This window comes from Larkinella sp. VNQ87 (assembly GCF_049445795.1).
In the GTDB taxonomy this organism is placed as follows: domain Bacteria; phylum Bacteroidota; class Bacteroidia; order Cytophagales; family Spirosomataceae; genus Larkinella.
On record NZ_JBMSDT010000002.1, the window covers coordinates 333,902 to 359,551 of the forward strand.

Sequence of the window (25,650 nt, forward strand, 5' to 3'; positions counted from 1 at the left end):
TACTATTTCGGCTCCGGGATGACGACGTTGGCGGGCAACGGCTGGCCGAATTGCGGCATGCCGTCGGCAGTCCAGGTGAATTTCTGGGCGCGTGGGGAGCGGTTGGTTCCACAGCCCTGCCCGGCTTCGGCGTTGGCGTGGTACAGAATCCAGTCTTCGGAGCCATCGGGCGATTTAAAAAACGAGTTATGCCCGGCCGCGTGGGTACCCGTCACATTCACGGCTTTGAAAACCGGTTCCTGGTGCTTGGTCCAGTTTTTAGCCTTCAGGATGTTCTTCTTTTTGTCGATATACAGCATCCCCAGTGCGTAGCTGTCCGTCCAGCACCCACTGGCCGAAAAGATGACGAACAGGCGGTTTCCGTACTGAAGCGGCTGTGGCCCTTCGTTGACCAGCACCACCGGTTTGTCGTCCGGCCCCGGTTTCGGAATCTTGCCGTCGATTTCCCAGGCGTAGGTGGGCGATGAAATCTTGACGCGCTTGCCGGTGGCCGTCCACGGGTTTTTCATTTTGCAGAGGTAAATATCCTGCTCGCCGTTCTCGTTGCCCTCCCAGCCCGACCAGACCATGTAAAGCTGGCCCTTATGCTCAAACACCGAGCCGTCGATGGCCCATTTGTCGTCGGGCGTTTTGATTTGGCCTTTCATCGTCCAGGAGCCTTGCAGCGGGTCAGTGGCCTCGTTTTCGAGCACCCACAGGCGGTGGTTGCGGTTCTGGCCGTTGTCGGCGGCAAAAATCAGGTACCAGCGCTGGTTGATAAAATGCAGTTCGGGCGCCCAGATTTCTTTTGAATACGGGCCGGTCGCAGGCGGAGTCCAGACCACTTTTTTCTCGGCAGTTTTCAGATCCGCCAGCGAACGGGTTTTCCAGAGCGTAATGTTCCGTCCGGTTGTGTGGGTGTAATAATAAAAACCGTCTTTGTGAATGCTCCACGGATCGGCTCCCGAGGGCAGCAGCGGGTTGGTCAGCGTCTGTCCGAAACTGACCGTGGTCCAGAGCAGGAATAGTCCTAGGCTTATCTGTTTCATGGTGGTTGGTTCGTTAGAGGCCCCTTTCTTCAATATCCTTTGGCCAGATCCACCGGATTCAGCAGCGGTTCGCCGTTTTGAAACCGCTTCAGGTTCTGGAGAAACAGGTCTATTTTCCCCTGATCTTCGGTCATTTGCCCACCCCCGGTATGTTGCGTCAGAATCACATTGGGTATGTCCCAAAGCGGACTGTCGGTCGGGAGCGGCTCGGTTTCCGTGACATCCAGCACCGCCCCGGCCAGGTGACCGCGTTGCAGCGCGTGGATGAGCGCGTTTTCGTCAGTGGTACTGCCCCGGCCGATGTTAGCGTACAAGCTTCCCGGTTTCATGGCGTCGATGAGTTCGGCCGAAAAAAAGCTTTTGGCTGTTCCCGGCAGGCAATTGACCACCAGATCGGTTTCGGGTAAGGCGGTTTTCAGTTCCTCCGGCGTGTGCAGTTCAGCGTCGGGATTGGTCCGGGCCAGAAACCGGACATGACACCGAAAACCGGTCAGCATTTCGCGCACGGCCTGCCCGATGGTGCCCGAACCCAGGATGATCACGTTCTTGTTTTTGAGCAAATCCAGCTTGAACCGCACCGGCACGCCCACCCACTTTTTCTGCGTTTGCAAAACCGCCAGTTCATGAATGTCGCGGTAAAACGCCAGGATACCGGCCACAATGGTTTCGGCACAGGGCCAGGCAAAGTAGTCGCCCATGTTCGTGACCGGCGCGTTAACCGAAACCGTTTTGTACGCATCAAAACCGGCTGAGTCCAACTGCCACCATTTCAGGCTATTGCCCTCCGCAAACCAGGCGACGGGCGGGTTTCCCAGGACGAAGTCGGCGCGTCGGAAAGCAACCGGTTGTTCGGTTTCGGGCAAATCTTTTTTGAAAATCACCTCAAAATCCGCCGGGAGTTGCTGGCGGAAATAGGCTTTGTGCGAATCAGTCAGGGGTGTGTTTACGAATACAAGCATACCAGAGGGATTAAAGGCCGGTCCGGCAAAAGTAAACAAACCCCGGTTTTTATTTCGATAATACGATTTTCTGGTGCCGAACCGGCTGCCCGTCGCGCAGCAACCGGACCACATACACCCCAACCGGCAGCGTACCCAGATCGACCACGGTTTCGGTATCGGCCTTTACCGTCCGCAACCCCGTCACGGGCTGACCGTGCAGATTGAACACCTGAACGACGCCATTGTTCGGCGAATTGACCCGCAAAAACCGGTCGGTCGGGCTCGGAAACACCCAGGGCTGCGTCGGCTCCTCACCCACCGGCCCCGTGATGATGACCTTTTCCGACGTATTGCGCAGGTGCCGAACCCCGCCCGAACTGGTCCCGGCCAACACGTCGGCCAGTCCGTCGCCGTCGAGGTCGGCGGCCGTCAGGGCCAGGCTCCCGCCCGGAATGCTTTTGTCAGCTTCCTGGGTCAGTTCGTTGATTACCAGCATCGAATCGAGCAGCGTCATTTTATCGCCGGGCTGACTGGGTAGCTCGTACAGCTTGAGCACCCCGTCGCGGGTGCCGGTCAGTACTTCCGGACGCAGGTCGCCGTTTAAATCCACAATCAAAATCGATGGACTGTTCCCGCCGGGCTGCACGGTAATTTGTCCGTAATTCTGCTGCTGCAAGTCGAATTTGGGCGCGGTGCTGGTGCCGGTATTGCGATGGTATTCCACTGTTCCCGCATTTTTTCCGAGCAGCAGATCGGTTTTTCCGTCGCGATCCACATCGTACCAGGTCGGCAGGTCGGTCGTACCCAACCGATCGGGCGTCGGAATTTGCTGCACTTTCGTGGCATCCAGTTGAAAAGCCGCTCCGCGCGGGGCCTGGTTCAGCACATACCGGATTTCCGGAGCGCGGTTGATGGAATTGCCGGTAAAAACCAGATCGAGACTCCCGTTGCCGTCGATGTCGGCGATGGCCGGTTTCAGTTCGGTCAACTGGAATTGCTCCGACAATTTCAGGTAATCCGTCGTCCTCAGTTCAAAGGCTGGTTTGATTCGGGTGCCCACATTTTCGAAATGCGCGATGCTGGCCCGGTAGCCCCGATCCCCCCGCAACCCGGCATTGCCCACCAGCAAATCCAGGTCGCCGTCACCATCGAGATCGACCAAAACCGGGCTGGCCGTTTCCCCGAAATCGATCATGTCTTCCTGCAAAAACCCTTTGCTCATGTACTGAAAATTGGGCCGCTGGTTCGTTCCGGCGTTGCGGTACCACCAGTTCGACGACTGGTAGTCGATCAGATTGCCTTCGTTCCCGTAGACGTTGGGCGAAGCGACCAGATCCTTAACGCCATCAAAATCAAGATCTTCCCAGTAAACGGCGGGAAAAACATTGAACGAAACGGGCGTCGAGGCCGGAAACCGGCTGGTGAAGGTCGTAAACCGGGAGGTGGCCCCGTTGCCACCCACGTTGGTCAGCATCGACAGGTTCGGGCAGGTGACGTGGGCCGTCAGCAGGTCTTTTTTGCCGTCGCCGTCGAGGTCCAGCACCAGCATCGAATTGCCGTTGTGCTTCACCCGCGCACCCGATGGCGTGCTCCCGGTTTCGGTCCCGTTGCCGACGTAGACACAGTCCAGTCCAAACAAAAATTCGTCGCAATCATCGTCGCTTTTGAAGCTACCCCAGCAAAAACCGATGCGCTTGAAATCCAGCCCATTGGGGTCATTTTTCCGCTCCACGCTCATGTTCTGGTACAAATTCGATGTGCCACCAATGATGTCGTAGGTGATGATATCAATATCGCCGTCGTCGTCCACGTCCAGAATAGCCGGAATGTCGACCGAGTTGATGTAGAGGTTCAGGGTGCCCGACAAGCCTTCGTGGTAAACCGGGTCAGCGATGGTTTTCCAGGACAGTTTACCGTTGGAAGAAGTATTTTGCAGAATCCGTAACCCGCCATTGGCGTGGGTGAAGAGGTCTTTTTTACCATCGTGGTCGTAATCGACCAGCAGCATCCAGGTGCCGAACGTAATGGCTGGGAATTGCTCTTCATACTGGGGCGCATACCGCCAGACTGAGCTTCCATCGACCTGTTTTTCAGCCAGAAAAGTCATCACCCGATTCGTCTGCCGCTCGTAGACGACCAAATCCAAAACCGCATCGGCATTGAGGTGAATGGTCGAATATTGTGCCCCGTTCAGGCCGCCCGCCCAGGGGTTGGCCAGGGTCCGGCCCGCTACCTTAACGCTCGCACCCGCATCGTATCGGAACGAGAACGGCCCGTTGCCGGTTTGGGCCCGTACGCTATGAAGAATCAGCAAACAAAGTATCGTAAACAGCTTTTTCATGTACCTTTGGCTCCTAAACCGCCCGGAACAAGTCAACCGACCGGGTGGTTACCTGATAACGAACAGATTCCTAACGTTGGTTTACTACCTGCCGGAAAATGGTTATTTCCATTCCTGACTTATACGACCGCTTCCACGAATGCATGGGCGTGTCGACCGATACCCGTAAAATTACAGAAGGCTGTCTGTACATCGCGCTCAAAGGCGAAAAGTTCAACGGTAATTTATTCGCCAGTGAGGCCCTGGAGAAAGGCGCACGCTACGCCGTGGTCGACAACCCGGATCTGGCTAACGACAGCCGGTTTTTGCTGGTCGAAGATGGGCTGACGGCTTTGCAGGAACTGGCGCGGCACCACCGCCGGATGCTGGGCATCCCGGTCATTGGGCTGACGGGCTCGAACGGCAAGACGACTACCAAAGAGCTGATTTACAGCGTCCTGTCGAAAAAATACAAAACTTACGCGACGCAGGGCAATCTGAACAACCACATCGGCGTTCCGCTGACGCTGCTGGCGATCGACGAGCAGTATGAGATGGCCGTGGTCGAGATGGGGGCCAATCACCAGGGCGAAATCCGGTTGCTGAGTTCGATTGCCCAACCCACCCACGGCATGATCACGAACATCGGGAAAGCGCACCTCGAAGGGTTCGGGGGCCTCGCGGGCGTTCGGAAAGGCAAGGGCGAACTGTTCGATTTTCTGGCCCAGACGGGCGGAACGGTTTTCGTCAACGCCCAGAGCACGGTGTTGATGGAGATGTACAAGGAGCGGCTGTTTCGCGAAGCGGTTTTTTACCAACTCACCGACCAGTACGACATCCTCAGCGACAGCCCGACGGTGGTGTTCAAAGACGAAGCCGGGCAGGTGGTGACGACGCATTTGCCCGGCCGCTACAATTTCGACAACATCGCGGCCGCACTCTGCATCGGGAAGTTTTTCGGCGTTCCGGCCGAGGTGGCCAACGAAGCCATAGCCACTTACAACCCGACCAACAACCGCTCCCAGCTCATTCAGAAGGGCACCAACACCATCCTGATGGATGCCTACAACGCCAACCCGAGTTCGATGGCGGCCGCCGTTCAAAACCTCATGAAGCTCGACGCGCCCCGCAAGGTGGTCATTCTGGGCGATATGTACGAACTCGGCGACGAAAGTCCCGCCGAACACGCGGCCCTGGGCGAACTGGTGGCGCAGGGCGGTTTTGATACCGTCATTCTGGCCGGTCAGGACATGCGGTATGCCTTGGCCGCGTTGCCGAAAGCGTATTATTTTCCGGACAAATTTTCGTTACACAACTGGATCATGGACCACCCGTTCGACAACACAACGATCCTGATCAAGGGCTCCCGGGGCATGGGCCTGGAGTCGGTTGTGCAGTTTTTGTAGTACCCTTTACTTGCGAAAAGCTATGCAATTAGTTAGTAAAAAAGCAGTTGGGCAGTGGCTTTTACTAAGCCTGCTGTCCGAACAGCGCGAACTTCTGGAACGCACGAGACAGTTTCAGGCAAAGTATGGCGTCGATTTCAGCGATTTTGAAAAGCAATTGCAAAAGCAGGAGCACGAAATCGTTGGTCAGTGGGAGGATTTCATCGAGTGGCAATCTGTCAATACGGCACTAGCCGAGATTCGTACCAAAATTAAGGACGTGGAAGATGGAGCTATTCGAGTGGTTGACTGATATCTTCTTGTCCGTTTTATAAACCCGATCTAATGAAAAAACTCTTTTTCCTATTTCTCCTAATCGGCTCCATTCGCTTCGTTGCGGTGGCCCAGCAAGCTGCTCCGTTTGAAAACGAAATTCAGGCCTTCGAACAGCAGGACCGGACGACTCCGCCCCCCAAAAAACCGATTCTGTTTACGGGCAGCTCGTCGATCCGTCTTTGGGAAACACTACAATCCGATTTCCCGGACAAAACCGTGCTGAACCGGGGCTTCGGCGGTTCTTCCCTGCCCGACGTGATCCGGTTTACTGACCGGATAATCATTCCGTATAAACCGAAACAGATCGTGATCTACGCGGGCGAAAACGACGTGGCCAGCGGAAAAGTCACGGCGCAGGAAGTCTACGACCGGTTTGTCACCTTGTTTACGACGATCCGGAAAGCATTGCCGAAAACGCCGGTGGTGTTTATCTCGATGAAACCCAGCCCGTCGCGCCGGAAGTATCTGCCCATTACGATAGAGGCTAACCGCCTGATTAAAGACTATTTAGCCACGCAACGCCGGACGCAGTACCTCGACGTTTACACACCGATGCTCGACGCTAATGGCCAGATTCGGGGCGAACTGTTCCGGGCCGACAGCCTGCACATGAACCCAAAAGGGTATGAAATCTGGACCGCCCAGCTAAAACCGTTGTTGAAATGAGCGGTTTAACCCACTAACACCCACGTTACACGATGACCCAACCGGTCAATACCCCCTCCCTGGAAAAGATTTTTGAAGCCTTCAACACGCTGCGGGTGCTGATTATCGGTGATGTCATGCTCGACTCCTACGTCTGGGGCCGCGTCGACCGGATTTCGCCGGAAGCGCCGGTGCCGGTCGTGACCGTGCAGCGCCGGGAACTGCGCCTGGGCGGGGCCGGCAACGTGATTCTGAACGTGCAATCGCTCGGTGCCGAAGCCATCGTCTGCTCGGTGATCGGCACCGACGAACCCGGCGACCGGCTGGTCGGCCAACTCACCGAACGCGGGCTCAACTGCGACGGCCTGATCCGGAGCGATGCGCGCATTACGACCATCAAAGAGCGCATCATGGCCGGATCGCAGCAGGTGGTCCGGGTGGATACCGAAACCGACAAAGCCATTACCGTAACCGAGCGTAACCTCCTGATCGAGAAAGCAAAACAACTAATTCCGAGTTGTCAGGTCGTTATTTTTCAGGATTATGACAAAGGCGTGCTGAGCCCGGAAGCCATTGCGGTCATCACCGAATTTGCCAACCAGCAGGGCGTGCCGACGGTAGTCGATCCGAAAAAGCGCAATTTTCTGGCGTACCACCACACAACGCTGTTCAAGCCCAATCTGAAAGAACTGAAAGAAGGCCTGAAGATCGATTTTGACGTAACAAAACCGGATGAATTGCAATCGGCCATTGACGAATTGAAAAACCGCCTGCACATTCGGGGGGCGTTGATCACCCTCTCGGAACGGGGCGTTTTGATTGATTTTCAGGGTGAAACGCACCGGTTTCCGGCCCATATTCGTCAGATTTCCGACGTTTCGGGCGCGGGTGATACCGTCATCAGTGTAGCCGCCTGTTGCGTCGCCCTCGGTTTGTCGCCCCGACTCATTGCCGGGCTGTCGAACCTGGCGGGTGGGCTGGTCTGCGAGTCGCTGGGCGTAGTTCCGATTGATAAACAGCGGCTCAAAGTGGAAGCCTTGAAGGAAAATTTAGGAATATGACTGACATTCAGCAGGGAAAGTTCATGATTTCGACCGATCCGTCGCGGCTCCAGTTCGACGTAATCTATGATTTTCTGGCCAACCGCTCGTACTGGGCCACCGGCATCAGCCGCGAAACCCTAAAAAAGCAGATGGAGCATTCCACGCTGCACTTCGGGCTGTACGAGGGCGAAAACCAGATCGGGTACGCACAGGTGCTGACCAACTACACCTCCTTTGCGTACCTCGGCAACGTCTTCGTTTTGGAAGAGTACCGGGGGCAGGGCTTGTCTAAGTGGCTCATGGCAACCATCCTGAGCCACCCCGACCTTCAGGTGATCCGTCGCTGGTTGCTCGCCACCCGCGACGCCCACGGACTGTACCGCCAGTTTGGTTTTACGGAGCTCAGCAAACCGGAAACCATCATGGAAAAATACGACGATGACGCTATTCGGCGGTAAAAACTGGGTTACAACGCTTTCTGCCGGGTTTCCTTGATGTAATCGTCGGTGTAGTTCTTGCCCCGGTTGTTCTGATACCGACGCACCACCTTGTAGTTGGCAATGACGGCAATGGGCTGAATTTCCTTGTCTTTCAATCCCTGATCCAGAAACGCAATGGCGGCTTCGGCAGTGTCGAAATACGCCACTTCGGCTTCCGAATGCCGGTTGAAAACCGCTTCTACTTTTTTGGTCGACTCGCTCATGCCGTGAATTCTTTGACGGTCTGGATGAAGTACTTCACCTTCTCGGGGTCGGTGTCGGGGTAAACGCCGTGGCCGAGGTTGGCAATGTACCGCTGCGTACCAAAGGCGTCGAGCATTTTCCGAACCTCTGCTTTGATCTGGCCGTAATCGGCGTACAGCACACAGGGATCGAGGTTGCCCTGCAAGGTTTTGTTCGGAATCAACCGCCGGGATTCGGCCGCGTCCATGTTCCAGTCGAGCCCCACCACCGAGCAGCTCAACTGCCCGATTTCCTGCCGGGCAAAAAAGGCCCCTTTGGCAAAAACCGTCACCGGAACGCCCGTCGCTTCCGACACCGCGTCGCAGATTTGTTTGATGTACGGCAGCGAAAACGTGCGGTATTGGTCAGGCGACAGAATTCCGGCCCAGGAATCGAAAATCTGCACCAGATCGGCCCCGGCCCGCACTTGGGCTTTCAGGTATTCGATGGTGCTGTCGGTTATTTTCTGCAATAAAGCGTGCGAAAACGCCGGATCGGCGTAGAGCAGTTTTTTCGCCACCGAGAACGTTTTGGAGCCGCGTCCTTCGGTCATGTAGCAAAAAATCGTGAACGGCGCACCGGCGAAACCAATCAGCGGCACCCGGTTATTCAACTCTTTCTTCACGATTTTGATGGCTTCCAGCACGTAAGCCAGGTCGCTTTCGGCGTCGGCAATCCGAATGCGTTCGAGTTGTTCGGCCGTCCGGACGGTTTCTGGGAAAACCGGCCCGCGCTGCTCGATCATCTCGTACGGCAGCCCCATCGCTTCGGGAACGACCAGAATATCCGAGAAGATGATGGCGGCATCAACGCCCAGAATGTCAACGGGTTGAATGGTAACTTCGGCGGCCAGTTCGGGCGTCGTTGCCAGCTTGATAAAACTCCCGGCTTTTTCGCGAACCGCCCGGTATTCGGCCAGAATCCGGCCAGCCTGCCGCATCAGCCAGACGGGAACGCGCTCCACGTTCTCGCCCCGGGCCGCCCGCAGGAAAAGGTCATTTTGTAAAATCATGCCGCAAATATACAACGTACCCACGGACTTCAGTCCGTGAGTTTTAGCAACCTCATTGAGTAACTCGCAACTCACGGACTTATGAGTGACAGAACCAATTATTAAAAAGTGTAAAACGAAATATTAAGAATTACACACAGCCCAAATTGCACTTTGATTATACGCCCCTCTCTTTCACATTGAAAATTATTTCGAAGGGTAATTCGATTTAAGCCCAGTATTCGCCCGTTTAGACAATGAATCAAATCGAGACTTTAATCTGATTAGATTCATTTTATCTTCTATCAATTGCGAATTGAGTTGTCTAACTTTCGATGTGAGCACCCTTTTGCTATCACGTAAGGAGCTAATTTCTTCATTTTGCCCTCGATTATCAATATACTGGAATATTGACAACACGAAGGCCGACATAGCCACTAGCACGGATGAAAACGATAATCGATTTGCTTTTCTCGCACTCTTCGCACTTTGGTCGGCACTATTGGCACTTCGTATCGCTGCCTTGGCACTATCTTCGGCTGCATTAATTTCTCTTAGTCGAAAAGCCTGCTCTTGTTCCTGCAATTGGCGTTGCGCCTTTGACTGGGCAAGATACCCTCCTGATTCATAAAAAGAGATTCCACTTTGGGTTATGTGTCCGTGGTGACAAGGACTCCTATCATATTCAGAAAGGGTCAACTCTAGGTGTCCATCATGGGTTAGCGTATTTTTGTATAGCTCTGCACTATCGTAAGATTTTGTCAATCTATACAATAGGGGCTCGAATATTAGCTCACCCACATCCTCTCGATTGTCGTAATAAGCTTTTAATAATTCATCTAGCGTGGAAATTTGATGAGAGGTTAGTATAAACTCGGGCTTCATATTTCAATCAGTGAAAACTTGGAACATCAACCATGTACACCCATTATTTAACAAACAAATACAATTTCCTTGTTAATTTTCTGCACTGTTGGTCCAAAAGTCGTAAATTAAAGAGACTTCAAACGTATGCGAAACGGCTCAGCTACTCAAATGACACCAGCAGCAGATCAATTAAATCCCTATGCTGATTCTGACGGAAATCCCATTGAAGGAAAGGAAATGGCATTCTTATCCTGGAATCTTGAACATCCGCATGCTCATGAATTGACGCCAGACGAAAGAAGCTGGAACCAATCCATTCAGGATCGGATGCAGTCCGAGCAATCAGAGTAAGGAGTCAGGCCGAATAACCTTATTCGGCCTGACTCCTACAACAAATTGTTACGGCGTCGCAACAGAGTTGGCACTATTCAGGGCACGTAAAATGGCATCCTGGATTGTTTCTTCCAGTTCGTTGATGCCCTCCTTAAAGTGATTGACGTGGATTTCTGATTTTTCAATCAGCTTATTCACATTGATGGTGATGGTCGTGGATTTGGAGCCGCCCACGGTTGCCGACACGCCAGCCGCCTTGTCCAGGTCTTTCGCCGGACTGACACCCGCGCCGGGTGCGGTGCCGTTGGCGGATAAGCCAGGCGTTGACACCTTTTTCTTGCCCTTGCCTTGCTGGGCTTCGAGTTGTCGGGCCAATTTGTCGGCGGCAATGGCTTTTTCGGCATTCTCAAGCCCTTCATTCCAGCCGTTGGCAAAGGCTTTGCCGACCCCTCTAAAGTCGCCTTTTTTGAAAGCATCCCAGGCTTTGCCCAGGCTACCAAAAACCGACTTGCCGACCTCCCAAACCCGGATCAGGCCATAGCGGAACCAGTCCAAATTATCATACGCCCATTTGACGCCCACGGCCAACGCTGTTATACCAATCAGAATGGCCGTAATCGGGTTTGCAAGCATCACGCCCCACAAGGCTTTCATGGCTGTCATTAGCGAGGTGATGCCCGCAGTCCGAAGGATGGTTAGACCGGTTTGCACAAGCATGATAACTTTGAATACACCCGCCAGGGCGAGCAAAATTTGTCCAAAAGGAGTTGTCAGAGCCGACACCACGTAAGCCAGGGCGTTCAGCGTTCCGGCCAGCACATCGATCACCAGACTTGCCGCGCTGCCTTCTTTACCGACCAATCCCAACATTTCCAGCAGTCCCCGAAACGATTCCCACAGCGGATTAAACGCATCGATGAGCCGCCCAAAGGCTTCCTCCACCGGGCCTAGGTTGGTAATCAGTTGGGTTCCGAAGTCAAACAGGCTCCCTAGTTTGCTGTTCTGAGTGGCCGACCATTCCGCAATTTTGTTGCTCATCGTACCCAGGAAGGTCGAGAGTTTGCCCCCGGCTGAGTTCGAGAGCGTTTCGAGCATTCCGTCGTACTGCCCCCCTTTGCCGCCCATCGCTTCAAATGCCTTGTCAATCAAGTCCGAGGTGATTTTCCGCTGTTCGGCCATTTTTAAAATGGTGGCATTGTCTTTACCGGTTACTTTTTGCAGGGCAGCAAGAATAGGTATCTTCCGGTCAGTGTACTGCCAAATGTCACTCGTATCGGCAAAGCCCTTTTGCTTGCTTTTGCCGTATATGTCCACCAGTTCCCCGAAATCGGTTTGCACCCCGGCAGCTACGTTGCCCAGCGTATTCATTTTGGGCATCATCTGGTCTTTCGTTAGACCCGCTACCAGCAAGGAACGGCCCGCGCCGTACACCTGCTCATTGGTGTAGGGGGTTTTGTCGGCAAACTTGTTAAGCTGATCAAATACCTGTTTGGTGGCTTCCGGGGTTTTGAGTATCTGCTGAAAAGCCATTTGGGTTTGCTCGCGGTCCATCCCGGCCTTGGCAAACTGCCCAATCCCGGCAATGAGTGCCCCGCCCATCAGCATCCCTTTCAGGCCGCTAAACAAACCACCGGAGCCGCCCCCGCCCGAACCGCTACTTCGGCCCAACCGCTGCATTCGATCCATGCGCCGTTCAAGTAGATCAATTTCGCGGTTGGCCCGGCGAATCTCAGAAGTTCCCACCATCAGGTCACGCTTTTTCGTCAGGGCGTCGAGTTTCTGCCGGAGCGAATCAATGGATTGCCCTTCTTTGGCAAACCCCATTTTTCGTTTTAACTGCTCAACCGTTTGGGCTACCCGGCTAAAGCCCGATTGAAACCGCGTAGTGAGCCGGTCCATCAGGGAGACGGTTCCGCTGTACTGCTGACTGATTCGCATCAGCACCGGTGATACCCGGTCAAAGATTTGGAAGGTGAAACTATAATTGAACATACAGTTACGATGGTTTATAAGTATTTATAAAAACAACTGATTAAGCTGCTCGATTATCAGGCTAACGCGCCTTCCGTCCGGATGAATTAAATACAGGTCGCTACCATCCTTATGGAGTTGAAAGTTTTTGCCTAAACTCAGCGAAGTAAAAGCCATGATACCCCCTAAAAACAGTTCATCCAGTTTTCCCGCCAAAGCTGTTACGGTGACAAAAGAGCCAATGGCAGGAAGTGCCGAGAAGGTGCCGGTTTCATCCTGAGGGCTGTCTGGGTATATTGATACACCTGAAACCGTCAGGGTCGAATTCAGAAAAGTAACAGTGCAGGTATTACCCTCAATGGAATTGACCGTAGCCGGTATGGCCCAGACTGGGGAACGCTGAAAGAGTTTACGAAGCTGTTCTTTGTGTTGGGTTATCACGTCAGTAGAAGTTAAGTTTGAAAAATGGGCGATGTGAGAAATAAAAACCTACTGCCGATACCTTTGTCGCCTTTTGACATTTGCGTCGATCCTGGACGAACTTAAACGGCATTTAAACACGCTCCCGCTATCCACTACTATCCATAGCCGGTTCTTCCCCCCGGTAATGCCCCCATTGAAAGACAATCGCCAGGATGGTGCCCTCACTCAAAAAGAATTCCTGAGAAAGATTTCGAACGACAACTTCGGAGCGTTGTCCTTTGGCATACAGGGCGGCATACCGTTGACGAATCTTTTGGTTACGAGAATCGCGCCTAGCCGAACGGGTAGAATCAAGTGACATATGGGGTACGGTGGGTTAATTGCCGGGGGCGATTTGGCCGCTTTAAAATCGCTGAAAGTACCGCCTTGTGAGTTCATCAACAGTCGTATACATAACGATTAGGAGCGACTGCCCATTACGAATATCACTAAAATGCAGGAATAAACACTCGAATAAAAACAAAAAGCAGGAAGTTATCCTGCTTTTGTGGGTAGTTGAGCATTCCAATTAAGCGACACTTTCATTCATCTGACTTGCACCAAATGGCTGATGGCTTATCCGCTGATCATCTTCGTAAGACTCCCGTAGCGCCTTCTCAATGCTCTGGCTGGGCCGACTCAGCGGCTCACCGATATGATGCGAGAGTGTAGCCAGAGAGTGCAGGATGTAATCATCCGCAACAGGCTTGTCACATAGGTGCGTGGTTATGCTCAGCAGAGCCGACAGCAAACGGAAATGAACTCCTTCGGGGTCACAGTGCGGAATCTCAATAATTAACGTGTCTTTTTCGTAGCGTACCATCAGTTTAAACGATTTAAAGGGTGAATGACTTCTAAAATCCGGTAAAGTTCTGAGCGCCGGGTTAGCCCGTGTATTTCCTCTTGCGTGACAACCTGGATGGCAGATCGGGAACGAGTCGCCCGTTCAAGTTTACGTAAGAGATTGTGCCGGGCTTCACTCAGCAGGATGGGGCCGACTGTTAATTCCGGGCATATCTGGGGTTTTCGAAATTGCATAGCAGTACGATTTGTCTGAATAGAATATGGGTTTTAAGGTGATGATTCGAGTTTGCTTAAGGCTACAATAGCCGCTTGACCATCTTTCGGGTTTCGCTATCGCGCCACCGTTCAATAGCAGTTACGGCGTTTTGCAGTTGCCGGTAATCCAGTTCGTTGAGCTTCTTTTTGAAGGTTTTTAGCAGGAACGTATTGAGATTGTCCCAATCTTCCTGGTGCATTTCCGTCACCCCAAAGATGTCTTTGGCAATGTGAATGACCTTGCTACGCATCCGTTTGATCGATGCCAGTTCCAAGCCTTCCAAATGCTCAATAGCTTCCTGCATTTCCCGTATGGTCATTTCTGAACTTGATGTGGAGCGGCCGTTCGTATAGAACTTAACCAGTTCGGCTTTTTCCTCCCGATCAAACTTGCGTTGGGTCAACAGCACGTGAAAACGGGCATTCTGCGCGTTCGTGCGCGGGGCGGATGTGTTGGTACGATTCATTAGTTTTGTGTTAATTGCGGGTGGAAATTCCTCTGTTAAATGCCGCCTGACGATTCCATCTGGCTTACCATTCGGGTTTGTGCCGATGTAACCGGCGACCGCTCCTATTGTCTTGATTTCGAGCAGAAACTATTTGACGACCTGACCACGGTTCTGCTGTACCACGATTTTAGCAAACCGTCTTTGGAGCGGGAATTGGGTCGTTATATCAATGCGCTGGACGAACCGGATTTGTACCGGTACACGTTTGAGTTTGAAGCTGAGCGACAGGCTCCGGCTTCCACGCTTCCATTTTTTGAGGATTTAGCGCAACGAATCGCAAACCATTGGGGCTTTCCGGTAGAGCTACATTCGGAGTCTGTTGAACCATAGGCTGCAAATAGACCTCATAATGCCCGGTGTCCATGTGTTTGACCAGGCGCAAATCCAATCCGGCTTGCTGAGCTAGGGCATCGCGTTGGGCATTGAACTGCTGCAACAACCGGATCAATTCCTGACAGATGGGAGCAATCACCGGGTTTGCTTCGGCCATTTCCGGCAGGTTGCCAATGGGTCTGGGTGGTGTTTGCATGACTTAAGCCCTCGCTGTTTTTAACCGACGATCCAGAATCAACCGCTCCAACCGGCGTAAATCCTCCTGCACCAGGGGCATATACGTTTTACCGACTAACACCTGATGGGGATTCATTGCCAACCACAATTCTTCCTGCACGGCTTCGTCAGTGATGCCGTTGGCCGCACAAATGGCCCGAACGTCCTTTTCAGTGGCCCCAATCAGATGCATAAACTTGCGCCCTAACCGGCTGTCTAACTCATCGTAGCCGCGCACATTCCGGCGAACCCCGGCTTTGATGTGCTTTTCCAGGTCGTCGGCCCCGACAATCACCAAACCAATGTCTCCTTTCAGCTTGTTGTACAGCGGAATAATCAGCCGGAGCGACGCGGGTTTGAGTTTATTGGCTTCATCCAGAATCAGCAAAGGTTGGCTTTCGGTTGCCTTGCGTTTGAAGAACTCAACAATCATGTCCGTCATGGCGGATGTGCTACAACCGGACGCATCAACGCCCAAAGTCTGGCACAACTTGCTCAGAAACAGCTTGTGGCTCCACGATTCTTCGCATTCCAGCGTAAAGACTGCCCCGGTTTCGTCGCTGGCCCGGTAAAGTTCAATCGATGCCGATTTGCCTTGTCCGGCCTTGTGAGAAACGGCCAGAAACATACTTTGCTGTTGGGCATCGGCCAGGTACTTGGTCATGTAGCGGGTGTTGGTCGTTTCCACCAGCGTCCAAAGCGTATCGGTCAGTTTGTAGCCGAGTCGGGCGGCTACTTTGACCCACATATTGTCGCTGACCCGTTCGTGATGCGCTTCATGCTGCATATTCAGGCTGACGGTAGCGACATTGACGCCCACCTTGGTAGCAACCTTGTGCCAACTGCCCAGCGCGTTACGCTCCTGGGTGAGCAGTCGGGCAATCTCCTGCTTTTGAGAGGGAGTAATCATTGCGTTTAAAGATGATTTAAAGTGCGTTTAAAGAATACTTGAAAAGTCAATAGCTTACGTGTAGGTTGGGGTCCAGGTCGTCATCCGTTGCCAGGGGCAGCGAACGGCCTTTTTTGGGCGGGGCCGCTGTCGGGTAGTTGGTACCAACTACCGCTTGTTTGGTCGCTCTCAATACGCCCATCTGCTCATAGAGCAGGACGCTTTGTGCCGATTCCTGTTCGTATTTGGGCACTTTGGCACCCAGTAATACCGTCACATCCGGCGCACCGGCAATGATGGTTTCCAATTCCTGCTTTTTGGCCTGTTCAAACCGCTTTTCTTTCGCCTGACGCTTCGCTAAGCCTTCTAAATCAGCATCTGGGCCATAGAGAACGACGGGTTTATCCTGTTTGAGTTCGGTAATAAAAAAGTCGGTACTTTGATTCGGCGCGAACAACAGGATTGAACTCATATCGGTTTGGTCAAATCGCACCAAGACTTCTTTATACGTCCCTGTAAGCCGGTGGTCATAAATCGAGTACGTGTACTCCTGATGATCGACCGTCATGCGGATAGCATTGCGCTGAATTTTGAGCGTCTTTTCCAGCCAGAACAGCGAGGTTTGCACCAACGGGTCGGCTTCGATTACGTGCGGCTTCTCCGATTGCTGATGCAATTGGGCCGGAGTTAAATCCAGCTTGGCGTGTTTGCGGGAATAGTGGCTTAACGGCGTATTGCGGTATTCTTCAATGCGTTTCCAGGCTTCCTGCCATGCCTGATCGAAGTCCCATCCCGTTCGTTGCGCCTGTTTCCGGGCTTCTGCCAGATACTCCGGGCTACGATGGGCAAAAGAGCGGGAAGACATAATCCCTTGCCCGTAGTAGTAGCGGGATTGGGCTAAAAACACGGTTTGCAGCGTATCAAACCAGCGTTCGAGCGAGGCTTTACCCTGAGCCTGGGACGTTACGACCAACTCCACCCCTTTTTCATCCAGCTTTTTACAGAGTCCAGTCAGTAATTTGCCCCCCTCCTGGTAGCCAAAAGCTTCTTTATTATGGCCCGGAAAACGGTCAAAAACGAGCGTATGAGGTAAATAACCGGTGGATTTAACCGCAATTTTCAGCGCATTGATGTAGCCTAAATGGTCCTCACGGGTGTCGAAATGAACGCCCAGAATATCACCGGAGTACACATCGCGCACGACCAGAATATACAGAAACTGAAACTCTTTTTTACCCGAAGAATCGGCCCGATGCTCGATCATGTTCACCCGCGTACCGTCCATCATCCAGCAATCACCCGCAAACATGGCCCGTTGTATGGGCTTATAATGCTGGTAGAAATTGGCCTTTTTGGTCCCGGCCCCGTAGCGGCCTAGTGCCGTCAACTGTTTGACATCCGGGCGGCTAAAGAACTTACTCCACCAGCTACCCGAAGGAGCCTTTTTACCGTAGAGTTCGCAAACCTCATTGACATAGCGGGAAACATGGCGATCTGTCCAGTTTTGCCCACTTTTCCGGGCCTGAAACGCCCAGGCTAAGATTTCCGGGTCTGATTTGAAGCGGTCCCGATTCGAGTTATTGACCCTGGGCAATTTAATTACCTGCTCAATCGGCTCTTTCCCAAACCCTTTTGCGCCCACAAATACCGCCATAACGGCCTTTTTGAGGGTAATTTCGTGAGTGGGAATATCCCGGCAACCTTCGGGCCAATAGTCTTCCTGATGCTGTTTAATCCATTCCAGTGCCTCACGGTAAGGGGTATACGATTTCCAATCCGCACCATGATCGATGATGTATTGTCCTAATGTCATGACCACGGCAGCGGCTCTAGCAAGGGCTTTTTTACGTTTTTCCTGCTCTCTGGGTTGGCGGTTTTCGATGTGATACAGATGCAAAAACCGCTTATACTCCATTAAAACCGCGTCTTCCAGTAACTCAGGCAATGACCGTTCACTCAAAAGTTGAACCTCTTTTTTGGCTGCGATTTCCCAAGGTTCCCGCCCCTCACAAAGTACTTGGCGCACAACAGCTTTATACTTTTCGGCCATTGTATCGTAGCAGATCAGACGTTTACGGCGGTCTTTAGGATCAGCTATCGCTTTCCAATGAGCAGACCCTCTTTGAATGCCGTTCAAAATCGTTTGTGGATATATACCGCACAACTCAACTAGTTGATCGAACGATACATACCATATTTCTGCTACCTGTATCACGATGGGCTACTTTTTAGGTACTAAGCCTAATTTCAAATTGGACTTTGCTACTTTTCTTGCAGCGAACAGCACCTCTTTATGCTTAGCAGCACCCGGCCTTCCCATAAGCACAATAGCGTAATGACGACTCACACCAACCATCTGGGCTATCTTCGAATAATCGCCATTGCGTAAATGAGGTTTGATTTCGTCGGGCGTCTGCATTTTCTTTGTTTTCGTTCGGTCACATTGCAATTATAATTCATAATTATGAATATTCAAAATTTTAAAGTCTCTTTTATGGAAGATATTAATGAGAGATTTATAAAAGTATTAGACCAAATTGGTCTAAATGGCGCTCAATTAGCCAAAGAGAGTGGCATAGCAGAATCCACCGTATCAAATATTCGCCAAGGGAAAACAAAGCCTAGTACCCAACTTATTGAATGGATTCTTCAAAAATATGAATTCGTTAGTGCCGAGTACCTATTCAGAGGGAAGGGTGATGTGACAATTGGAGGAATAAATACTACTCAAAAGCAAACAGGCGAGAATTTGAGTCAGCGAGTCTCCATAGCAAAAGGCTATAGAAATTCAATTATTGAGCAGGATTTTGAGAAATTATTGAAGGCAAAAGATGAGACCATTGCAGCAATGCAAAGAACAATTGATTTATACGAAAAGATGGTGAACACTAAGTAGGATTTTTCCTTTAGCCCATGTGTATCTAAATGTGTATCTAAATGTGTATCTAAAACGAAATATTAAGATTAGGTACACATTTAATGGTTTTACGTACTTCTAACCTGGCCTATAAATCTTAATGCACATCTTTTCGCACATATAAAACGAAACATTAAGATTAGGTACACATTTTGGAGGAACAATCTCACCTAACCTGTACAGACTTGGAGCATAACTACAAGATCACTCAAAAGGCAGGCAGAAAAGCCGGGAACAATTCCCAAAGCGTAGTCATCGGCCAGTCTGATCATGAGCAAATAGCTGCCCTCACGAGTCAATTGGAGACATGCCGGGCAATTATCCAGGATAAAGACCAACTTATCGCCACCCTGAGAATGACCATTGAACTGTACGAAAAAATGCTGAAAGACAAGTAGAATCAACGTATTTGAACAATTTGAAGAGATTACCCCACTCTAATCCCCACACTAATCCCCGCTCTAATACCAAACATCAAGATTAGGGTGGGGATTTCGCTAGGAAGAAGACTTCATAAATTGACTGGGTTGGTTCAATGCTTAAATACCGTATAAACGCTATTTAACAATCATTTAAGTCGATAACGTCATAAAATCGCGCTTTTTCGCTCAGATAATTGTTATCATTGTAACCAAGATACGCAAAAGTAGTATGCCAACGAACCCGTACGCTGACAAGAATGGTGGCCCGAAACTGGGTCAGATGGCCGAGTTCTTCCAGTGGGAACAACAGAAGGAGGCCAAACGTCGGGAAAAGTTGACGCCAGAGCAGCGCCAGAAAGAAGATGAAAACCGCCGAGCGGTTCAACGGCGATGGGATGCCGAATCAGAATTTATGCTCTGAATCGGTTCAGTACCTGCTACTGCGCTATGAAATGGGCATTAGAAGCTCGAATGGCCCATTATCACCGCTTCCCTCGGTCAAAAGCCGCTTATAAATACAAGGCGGTTCAACTTTACCCCCTCTATTCGCTGCCTTTTTCTCAAGAATTCGAACTTGCCACAAAGCATTATCTAACTTCTTAATGTTTGGTTATTTCGGGCAAAAAATATAAATACCTGATAATCAATGAAAAAGGCAAAAAATAAATACATTACTCTTAATATTACGTTATACCCCTCATAGACTGAAGTCCGTGGGTACGTTTTATCAAACAAACGTTTGGTAAAATCAAACCCGTCGGTTACCTTTGCGCTATGCCAGTTCAGAAAGTGACACGGGAGGAGATTTTGCAGAAAGCCCTGCAGGTTTTTAAACGGCAGGGCTACCACCGGACCACGATGGACGATCTGGCGCGGGCGTGTGGCTTGCTGAAAGGCAGTTTTTACCACTACTTTCGTAGCAAGGAAGTACTGATGCAGGAAGTGCTATGGTACGCTGCGGAGTTTAACCAGCAGCACGTTTTTTCATTGGCTTACGACGAAACCAAACCGCCCCGACAGCGGCTGGAACGCGTTCTGGATACCTTGTTCGAGGGCGTTCAGCGCACCGAAGGCGGTTGTTTGATGGGAAACACGGTGCTGGAAACCGCCCTCACCAACCAAGAATTCAAAGAACCGCTGCGGGCGCATTTCAACTACGCCATGACGGCCTTGGCCCATCTGTACCAGATGCGTCATCCGGCCGAACAAGCGCAACAACTGGCGCAGCAGGCCACCGCCGAGATTCAGGGATCGCTGCTGCTGGTCAAACTGTTCGGCGACGAGCAGCTTTTGACCGATTGCCGAAACCGGATTCTGGAACGATTATCTCCTTAGCCATAAGAAGAAAGAAGTCAGACAAGTGACGACGTTGTAAATCAAGCAGATACCTTTTTCTGAACATCTACTTTAAAATCAATCTTAGCTCAAAAAGACGGTTTTGAAGACCGTCCAAACCGATGAAACGAGTTGTTGTAACGGGATTGGGTGCGCTGACACCCATCGGAAATACCGTCGAGGAATACTGGAACGGACTGGTGCAGGGCCGCAGCGGTGCCGCGCTGATCACCAAGTTTGACACCACCCACTTCAAAACCAAGTTTGCCTGTGAGGTCAAAGGCTTCGATCCGCTCCAGTTTTTTGACAAAAAAGAAGCCCGGAAAATGGACGAATACAGCCAGTATGCGCTGGTCGTGGCCGACGAAGCCGTGCGGGACGCCGGTTTGCTGGACGACAAAATCGACCCGAACCGCGTGGGCGTCATCTGGGCGTCGGGTATCGGCGGGATGTACAGTTTTCAGGAAGAGGTGATTGCCTACGGAGCCGGTGGCCGTCATCCGCGTTTCAACCCGTTTTTTATCACGAAGATGATCGCCAACATGGCGTCGGGCCTGATTTCGATCAAATACGGTTTTCGGGGCGTCAACTTCGCGCCGGTTTCGGCCTGTGCCTCGGCGACCCACGCCCTAATCGACGCCTTCAACTACATCCGGCTGGGCAAAGCCGACGCCATCATCGCCGGGGGTTCGGAAGCCGTGGTGACGGAGGTGGCCGTCGGCGGTTTTAACGCCATGAAAGCCTTGTCGGAACGCAACGACGACCCGGCCACGGCCTCCCGCCCGTTCGATGCCGACCGCGACGGTTTTGTGCTGGGCGAAGGCGCGGCTGCCATCATCCTGGAAGAATACGAACACGCCAAAGCCCGGGGTGCCAAGATTTACGCCGAGTTGGTCGGCACCGGGGCCACGGCCGACGCTTACCACATGACGGCCACGCATCCGGAAGGGCTGGGCGCAACGCTGGCGATGACCGAGGCCCTGCGCGAAGCCAATCTAAAACCGGAAGAGGTTGATTACCTGAATGTTCACGCGACCTCTACGCCCATCGGCGACTTGAGTGAGTCGCAAGCCATTCAGAAAGTCTTTGGTGAAAATCCGGAGCGGCTGCACCTGAGCGCCACCAAGTCGATGACGGGCCATTTGCTCGGAGCCGCCGGAGCTATCGAAGCCGTGGCCGGCATTCTGGCGATGCAGCACAACACCATTCCGCCGACGATCAACTTCCAAAACCGGGATGAACGCATCAGCCCCAACCTGAACCTGACGCCCAACGTAGCCGTTCAGAAACCGGTGGACGTGGTCATGAGCAACACCTTCGGCTTTGGCGGGCACAACGCCATTGTGGCTTTTTATCGGGTGTAAACTGAAAAGGCTTCATTATCAATATATTCGATTTAGTTATTCCCTAATATTTCCTAATTTTGGCAAAATTGGGAAATATTAGGGAATCGTGTGAAAAAACTGGAGCAACCACCGACAGATACAAACTTCCAAAAAATTGTATCAAAATTTTACACCACAGAATTACAGATCTTATCGAAACTAGAGGTCGGTCATGTGATTGAAAAAATCAATAGCGAGTATCTTTATTGGGATAAAGTAAAATATAAGGTTCCTGCTGAATTAAAAAAAGATGTTTCTGAAGAAGAGTTATGGACATTGGTTAAACGTGCAAGATATACAAATCAAAAAGGGCTCGCATTCGCAAACAATAGGTTCTATTATACAAACACTGATACACTTTACAGTACGTTTCATTTATTTGACCTAAATCTAGGTGGCTCATTAGGCGGTCAGTCAGAACTTTCTGAATCCGATAAACACCAATATCTGATCGGTTCCATCATGGAAGAATCCATTGCTTCCAGCCAAATTGAAGGAGCGGTAACGTCGCGGGTTGTTGCCAAAGATATGCTGCGGAAAAACCGCCCTCCCCGTAATAAGTCGGAACAAATGATTCTGAATAACTACCTTACGATTCAGCATATCCTTGAAATAAAAAATCAGTCACTAACATCAGAAGCCTTGTTGGAAATCCATCGGTTGATAACGGCCGATACGATGGAAAAAGCGGAAGAAGCCGGGCAATTCCGACAGCACGACGATATTCATGTTGTCGATGCCATCGATGGCGAAGTCATTCACACCCCTCCCGGTTACGCTACCTTACCTTCGTTTATCGATGATTTGTGCCGGTTTTTCAATGATGAAACGCCCACCTTCTTTATCCATCCGATTGTAAAAGCCAGCATTATTCACTTTTTAATTGGCTACTTTCACCCCTTTACCGATGGGAATGGCCGGACGGCAAGGGCATTATTTTACTGGTATTTGTTACGCAAAGGGTACTGGTTAACGGAGTATTTATCCATCTCGCGGGTAATTTTAAAATCCCGGATGCAGTATTACCGGGCCTTTCAATATACCGAAGCAGACGAAAATGATTTGACGTATTTTGTTATGTATCAGGTCAGAACCTTGCAGCAGGCGTATGAAGAACTGAAGAAATACATCGACCGGAAAAATACGGAAAAGAAACAACTGGTGTCTTTACAACGCATTGAAGGCATCTCGTTGCGACAGGCACAAATCATCAAATTAATGCAGGAAGACCCGGATACTATTCTTACAGTAAAAGAGATAGAAACCCGGTTTGGCGTCGCAAATCAAACCGCTCGGAACGATTTACAGCAACTGGTCGACATGAGTTTTCTGGAAAAAATATATGTAAACCGAAAAGAGCAACGATTTGTGCGTCATTCGCAATTTGACCACATTTTGAAAAAACACCTAACCCGTTAAGAGACTCCATGCCAGCCATCGACAAAGACCTCAAAAAAGAGATTCTTAAACTCCCGGCGAACGAGAAAGACAAGTTGCTGCTGCGGCTGATTGCCAAAGACAAAGACCTCGTCGAGCGGCTGCATTTTGTCCTGATCGAGGGCGAAACTACCACCGAGGAACGGCGGCATGAGTTGAAAGAGAAAATTGCCGAAACCGCCAACGGCCACTACAACCACCCCGACGGCTGGCTGCTGAAAGCGGTTCGCACGCTCACGTCGGCCATTGCGCACCACGTCAAGATCACGAAAGACAAGTACGGCGAGGTCGAACTGAACCTGTACATCCTGACGGCTTTTTTCAACGTGCAGCCGAGCCATTTTGCCTACCTCAACCACCATAACCAGAATCTGTGCGCGTTTGTCGCCAAAAAAGCCGATGCGATTCTGAAAAAGCTCCAAAAAATTGACCCGGATTATTACATCGAGTTTGAAACCGACGTGAATCAGGCGCTGGAGTTCATTCATCAGCACGGGCCGGGTCTCTACGCCCGCCAGCTTGGCCTGCCTCGGCAATGGAAACCGTAGTTCATCCTGGAACGACCCGGCGGTTTCTGAAAAGCAGGTAAAAACCGGTCAGGATGGCCGGAAGGCTCAGCAGTTGGCCCATGTTCAGGGCCATATTATTCTCAAATGCTTCCTGATTGACTTTTAAAAATTCGACTCCAAAACGAAACGAAAACAGCAGCGTCAGAAAAAGGCCGGTGATAAAACCGTTCGGCAAAAGGTGCCGTTTTTTCTTCCATAACCAAAAGCAAAGCGCCGACAGCAGCAGGCAAAACAGGGCTTCGTACAACTGCGTCGGGTGGCGCGGAACGAGCGGCAACAGGGCCGGGTCGGTTTCCCGCACGAAGACAAAGCCCCAGGGCACGGTCGTCGGCTGGCCGTAAATCTCGGAGTTGACCAGGTTCCCGAACCGAATCAGCGCCCCGCAAAAACCGGCGACAACAGCCGCCCGGTCCGTCACCCACAGAAAAGGCTGGTCGCTTCGTCGGCGGCTGTACAGGTACAGCGCCAGAAGAATGGCGATGGTGGCACCGTGGCTGGCCAGGCCCTGAAACGGCAGACTCAGCATCGACCGAAGCCAGCGGCCGGGGGCGTTGAGGAGCAATTCCCATTCGTAAAACAGGTAGTGCCCCAGTCGCGCGCCCACGATGGTTCCGACGACACCGTACAACGTCAGCAGGTCCGCATCCGCCACCGGTTTATCGTCCCGGATGTAGAGATGCGTCAGCAACCGCTGCCCGCCCAGAAAACCGCCCGCAAACAGCAATCCGTACCAGGTAATGGGCCACGAAATACCGAAAAAATCCAGCATAACAATCTGAGGATCAAAATCCCAGATGATGTAAAGCAGTCGTTGGGAAAGCATCGGATCAGCAGTAAGTTAACAGCCGGACGTCAGGCCGAGGAGCAGAAAGCTCACGCAGGCATTCACCCAGGCCCGCTGCGAAAACCGGTACCAGGACGCGACCCGCGTTTGGGTTTGCACGAGCGCCAACAGTTCTTCTTCCGTCCACGACGCCTGCACCCCGACCCGTTCTTTGTAGGCATTCCACAGCGGTTTCAAGTCATCAGTTTTCATACCCGTTCTGTCTTTAGCAATTGGCTCAGCCGGTTTTTGATCCGGTTTAGTTTCGTACTGATGTTAGTTCGACTCAGGCCCAGCATACCGGCCATTTCCTCCTGGCTGTGTTCTTCCAGGTAAAGCATAATCAAAGCTTTATCCACATCGGCTAATTGAGCGATGGCCCGGTACAATTCCTGCGTCGCGTCGTCCGGTTCCTGCTCCGGAATGCGTAAAGCGTCGTCCGACAGCGGCTCACTGCGCGGTCGTACTTTTTCCCGGCGAATGCGGAGAAAAACCGTATTGATTGCAACCCGGTACAACCAGGTGGATTCTTTCGATTGGTACGAAAAAGACGGATACGATTTCCAGAGTTGCAACACGATTTCCTGAAAGAGGTCCTTCCGGTCTTCGGGCAAGGGGTAATACAGGCTGCAAAGGCTGTGAATCAGCTTTTGATGGCGTGCAATGAGCTGCACAAACGCTTGCTGGGAAGATGCCTTGTCCACGGAATGAC

31 protein-coding genes are annotated in these 25,650 nt (G+C 51.6%); 14 read left to right on the forward strand and 17 right to left on the reverse strand.

Translation table 11 applies throughout. The annotated features are described in order from the left end of the window. Positions 1-2 precede the first annotated feature (2 nt). The 3 genes from ACO2Q8_RS03985 to ACO2Q8_RS03995 are packed head-to-tail and all read right to left on the reverse strand — an operon-like array spanning position 3 to position 4,310. Positions 3-1,028, reverse strand: coding sequence for a family 43 glycosylhydrolase (locus tag ACO2Q8_RS03985; protein WP_423343487.1), 1,026 nt, complete (start codon positions 1,026-1,028; stop codon positions 3-5). Between the two features lie 29 nt (positions 1,029-1,057). After that, entirely contained in the window at positions 1,058-1,987 is a 930-nt protein-coding gene (locus ACO2Q8_RS03990; protein WP_423343488.1) for a D-2-hydroxyacid dehydrogenase, read from the reverse strand. 49 nt (positions 1,988-2,036) lie between these two features. After that, positions 2,037-4,310 (reverse strand): T9SS type A sorting domain-containing protein, encoded by a 2,274-nt coding sequence (locus ACO2Q8_RS03995; RefSeq protein ID WP_423343489.1) that lies wholly within the window; start codon positions 4,308-4,310, stop codon positions 2,037-2,039. A 98-nt stretch (positions 4,311-4,408) separates the two neighbouring features. Between ACO2Q8_RS03995 and ACO2Q8_RS04000 the strand changes: the two genes are divergently transcribed. From ACO2Q8_RS04000 to ACO2Q8_RS04020, 5 genes are read left to right on the forward strand one after another with little or no spacing between them, the layout of a single operon-like run. Then, a complete protein-coding gene (locus tag ACO2Q8_RS04000; RefSeq protein ID WP_423343490.1) occupies positions 4,409-5,695 on the forward strand; it encodes a UDP-N-acetylmuramoyl-tripeptide--D-alanyl-D-alanine ligase in 1,287 nt (428 codons plus the stop codon). A gap of 22 nt (positions 5,696-5,717) precedes the next feature. Beyond that, the gene (locus tag ACO2Q8_RS04005; protein ID WP_423343491.1) at positions 5,718-5,987 is read left to right on the forward strand and encodes a hypothetical protein; all 270 of its coding nucleotides are present in this window, start codon (positions 5,718-5,720) and stop codon (positions 5,985-5,987) included. A gap of 32 nt (positions 5,988-6,019) precedes the next feature. Then, the gene (locus tag ACO2Q8_RS04010) at positions 6,020-6,676 is read left to right on the forward strand and encodes an SGNH/GDSL hydrolase family protein (RefSeq protein WP_423343492.1); all 657 of its coding nucleotides are present in this window, start codon (positions 6,020-6,022) and stop codon (positions 6,674-6,676) included. 32 nt (positions 6,677-6,708) lie between these two features. Next, on the forward strand, positions 6,709-7,716 hold the full coding sequence (locus ACO2Q8_RS04015) for a bifunctional heptose 7-phosphate kinase/heptose 1-phosphate adenyltransferase (protein ID WP_423343493.1): 1,008 nt from the start codon (positions 6,709-6,711) through the stop codon (positions 7,714-7,716). Then, positions 7,713-8,156: a GNAT family N-acetyltransferase gene (locus ACO2Q8_RS04020; RefSeq protein ID WP_423343494.1), complete on the forward strand. Its 444-nt coding sequence runs from the start codon at positions 7,713-7,715 to the stop codon at positions 8,154-8,156. Before ACO2Q8_RS04015 ends, ACO2Q8_RS04020 begins: the two co-directional genes overlap by 4 nt. 8 nt (positions 8,157-8,164) lie before the next feature. Here ACO2Q8_RS04020 and ACO2Q8_RS04025 read toward each other — a convergent pair whose 3' ends face one another. The 3 genes from ACO2Q8_RS04025 to ACO2Q8_RS04035 form a co-directional block, all read right to left on the reverse strand. After that, a complete protein-coding gene (locus ACO2Q8_RS04025) occupies positions 8,165-8,401 on the reverse strand; it encodes a hypothetical protein (RefSeq protein WP_423343495.1) in 237 nt (78 codons plus the stop codon). Beyond that, positions 8,398-9,432, reverse strand: a complete 1,035-nt coding sequence (hemE, locus tag ACO2Q8_RS04030) for a uroporphyrinogen decarboxylase (RefSeq protein ID WP_423343496.1) — start codon at positions 9,430-9,432, stop codon at positions 8,398-8,400. The genes ACO2Q8_RS04025 and hemE overlap by 4 nt, the downstream gene beginning before the upstream one ends. A 186-nt stretch (positions 9,433-9,618) precedes the next feature. Further along, positions 9,619-10,296, reverse strand: a complete 678-nt coding sequence (locus ACO2Q8_RS04035) for a hypothetical protein (protein ID WP_423343497.1) — start codon at positions 10,294-10,296, stop codon at positions 9,619-9,621. Positions 10,297-10,422: 126 nt separating this feature from the next. Here ACO2Q8_RS04035 and ACO2Q8_RS04040 point away from each other — a divergent pair, with 126 nt between their 5' ends. Then, entirely contained in the window at positions 10,423-10,629 is a 207-nt protein-coding gene (locus ACO2Q8_RS04040; protein WP_423343498.1) for a hypothetical protein, read from the forward strand. A 48-nt stretch (positions 10,630-10,677) separates the two neighbouring features. On the opposite strand, the gene ACO2Q8_RS04045 is transcribed toward ACO2Q8_RS04040, so the two are convergent. The 5 genes from ACO2Q8_RS04045 to ACO2Q8_RS04065 all read right to left on the reverse strand — a co-directional run bounded on the left by ACO2Q8_RS04045 (position 10,678) and on the right by ACO2Q8_RS04065 (position 14,570). After that, positions 10,678-12,603: a tape measure protein gene (locus tag ACO2Q8_RS04045; protein WP_423343499.1), complete on the reverse strand. Its 1,926-nt coding sequence runs from the start codon at positions 12,601-12,603 to the stop codon at positions 10,678-10,680. Between the two features lie 24 nt (positions 12,604-12,627). Continuing rightward, positions 12,628-13,023, reverse strand: a complete 396-nt coding sequence (locus ACO2Q8_RS04050; protein ID WP_423343500.1) for a hypothetical protein — start codon at positions 13,021-13,023, stop codon at positions 12,628-12,630. A 127-nt stretch (positions 13,024-13,150) separates the two neighbouring features. Then, positions 13,151-13,366: a hypothetical protein gene (locus ACO2Q8_RS04055; protein WP_423343501.1), complete on the reverse strand. Its 216-nt coding sequence runs from the start codon at positions 13,364-13,366 to the stop codon at positions 13,151-13,153. 207 nt (positions 13,367-13,573) lie between these two features. Further along, positions 13,574-13,867 (reverse strand): hypothetical protein, encoded by a 294-nt coding sequence (locus ACO2Q8_RS04060; protein WP_423343502.1) that lies wholly within the window; start codon positions 13,865-13,867, stop codon positions 13,574-13,576. A gap of 277 nt (positions 13,868-14,144) precedes the next feature. After that, entirely contained in the window at positions 14,145-14,570 is a 426-nt protein-coding gene (locus ACO2Q8_RS04065) for a hypothetical protein (RefSeq protein ID WP_423343503.1), read from the reverse strand. 39 nt (positions 14,571-14,609) lie between these two features. Between ACO2Q8_RS04065 and ACO2Q8_RS04070 the strand changes: the two genes are divergently transcribed. Then, complete coding sequence (locus ACO2Q8_RS04070; RefSeq protein ID WP_423343504.1) at positions 14,610-14,942, forward strand: hypothetical protein; 333 nt, start codon at positions 14,610-14,612, stop codon at positions 14,940-14,942. Between the two features lie 202 nt (positions 14,943-15,144). On the opposite strand, the gene ACO2Q8_RS04075 is transcribed toward ACO2Q8_RS04070, so the two are convergent. The 3 genes from ACO2Q8_RS04075 to ACO2Q8_RS04085 all read right to left on the reverse strand — a co-directional run bounded on the left by ACO2Q8_RS04075 (position 15,145) and on the right by ACO2Q8_RS04085 (position 18,469). Further along, positions 15,145-16,071 (reverse strand): AAA family ATPase, encoded by a 927-nt coding sequence (locus ACO2Q8_RS04075; protein WP_423343505.1) that lies wholly within the window; start codon positions 16,069-16,071, stop codon positions 15,145-15,147. A gap of 46 nt (positions 16,072-16,117) precedes the next feature. Continuing rightward, complete coding sequence (locus ACO2Q8_RS04080; protein WP_423343506.1) at positions 16,118-17,995, reverse strand: hypothetical protein; 1,878 nt, start codon at positions 17,993-17,995, stop codon at positions 16,118-16,120. A gap of 276 nt (positions 17,996-18,271) precedes the next feature. Then, on the reverse strand, positions 18,272-18,469 hold the full coding sequence (locus ACO2Q8_RS04085; RefSeq protein ID WP_423343507.1) for a hypothetical protein: 198 nt from the start codon (positions 18,467-18,469) through the stop codon (positions 18,272-18,274). A gap of 45 nt (positions 18,470-18,514) precedes the next feature. Here ACO2Q8_RS04085 and ACO2Q8_RS04090 point away from each other — a divergent pair, with 45 nt between their 5' ends. The 7 genes from ACO2Q8_RS04090 to ACO2Q8_RS04120 all read left to right on the forward strand — a co-directional run bounded on the left by ACO2Q8_RS04090 (position 18,515) and on the right by ACO2Q8_RS04120 (position 24,094). Continuing rightward, complete coding sequence (locus ACO2Q8_RS04090; RefSeq protein ID WP_423343508.1) at positions 18,515-18,946, forward strand: helix-turn-helix domain-containing protein; 432 nt, start codon at positions 18,515-18,517, stop codon at positions 18,944-18,946. A 206-nt stretch (positions 18,947-19,152) separates the two neighbouring features. Next, positions 19,153-19,365, forward strand: a complete 213-nt coding sequence (locus ACO2Q8_RS04095; protein WP_423343509.1) for a hypothetical protein — start codon at positions 19,153-19,155, stop codon at positions 19,363-19,365. Between the two features lie 253 nt (positions 19,366-19,618). Continuing rightward, the gene (locus ACO2Q8_RS04100) at positions 19,619-19,810 is read left to right on the forward strand and encodes a hypothetical protein (protein ID WP_423343510.1); all 192 of its coding nucleotides are present in this window, start codon (positions 19,619-19,621) and stop codon (positions 19,808-19,810) included. A 353-nt stretch (positions 19,811-20,163) separates the two neighbouring features. Further along, positions 20,164-20,724, forward strand: a complete 561-nt coding sequence (locus ACO2Q8_RS04105; protein ID WP_423343511.1) for a TetR/AcrR family transcriptional regulator — start codon at positions 20,164-20,166, stop codon at positions 20,722-20,724. A 122-nt stretch (positions 20,725-20,846) separates the two neighbouring features. Continuing rightward, entirely contained in the window at positions 20,847-22,088 is a 1,242-nt protein-coding gene (gene fabF, locus ACO2Q8_RS04110) for a beta-ketoacyl-ACP synthase II (protein ID WP_423343512.1), read from the forward strand. 90 nt (positions 22,089-22,178) lie between these two features. After that, complete coding sequence (locus ACO2Q8_RS04115) at positions 22,179-23,528, forward strand: Fic family protein (protein ID WP_423343513.1); 1,350 nt, start codon at positions 22,179-22,181, stop codon at positions 23,526-23,528. Between the two features lie 8 nt (positions 23,529-23,536). Then, complete coding sequence (locus ACO2Q8_RS04120; protein ID WP_423343514.1) at positions 23,537-24,094, forward strand: hypothetical protein; 558 nt, start codon at positions 23,537-23,539, stop codon at positions 24,092-24,094. Position 24,095: 1 nt separating this feature from the next. Here the strand turns inward: ACO2Q8_RS04120 and lgt are convergent, their stop codons facing one another. The 3 genes from lgt to ACO2Q8_RS04135 are packed head-to-tail and all read right to left on the reverse strand — an operon-like array spanning position 24,096 to position 25,642. Further along, positions 24,096-24,938, reverse strand: a complete 843-nt coding sequence (lgt, locus tag ACO2Q8_RS04125) for a prolipoprotein diacylglyceryl transferase (RefSeq protein WP_423343515.1) — start codon at positions 24,936-24,938, stop codon at positions 24,096-24,098. Between the two features lie 15 nt (positions 24,939-24,953). Continuing rightward, positions 24,954-25,151: a hypothetical protein gene (locus ACO2Q8_RS04130; RefSeq protein ID WP_423343516.1), complete on the reverse strand. Its 198-nt coding sequence runs from the start codon at positions 25,149-25,151 to the stop codon at positions 24,954-24,956. Further along, complete coding sequence (locus tag ACO2Q8_RS04135; protein ID WP_423343517.1) at positions 25,148-25,642, reverse strand: RNA polymerase sigma factor; 495 nt, start codon at positions 25,640-25,642, stop codon at positions 25,148-25,150. Before ACO2Q8_RS04135 ends, ACO2Q8_RS04130 begins: the two co-directional genes overlap by 4 nt. Positions 25,643-25,650: the final 8 nt, after the last annotated feature.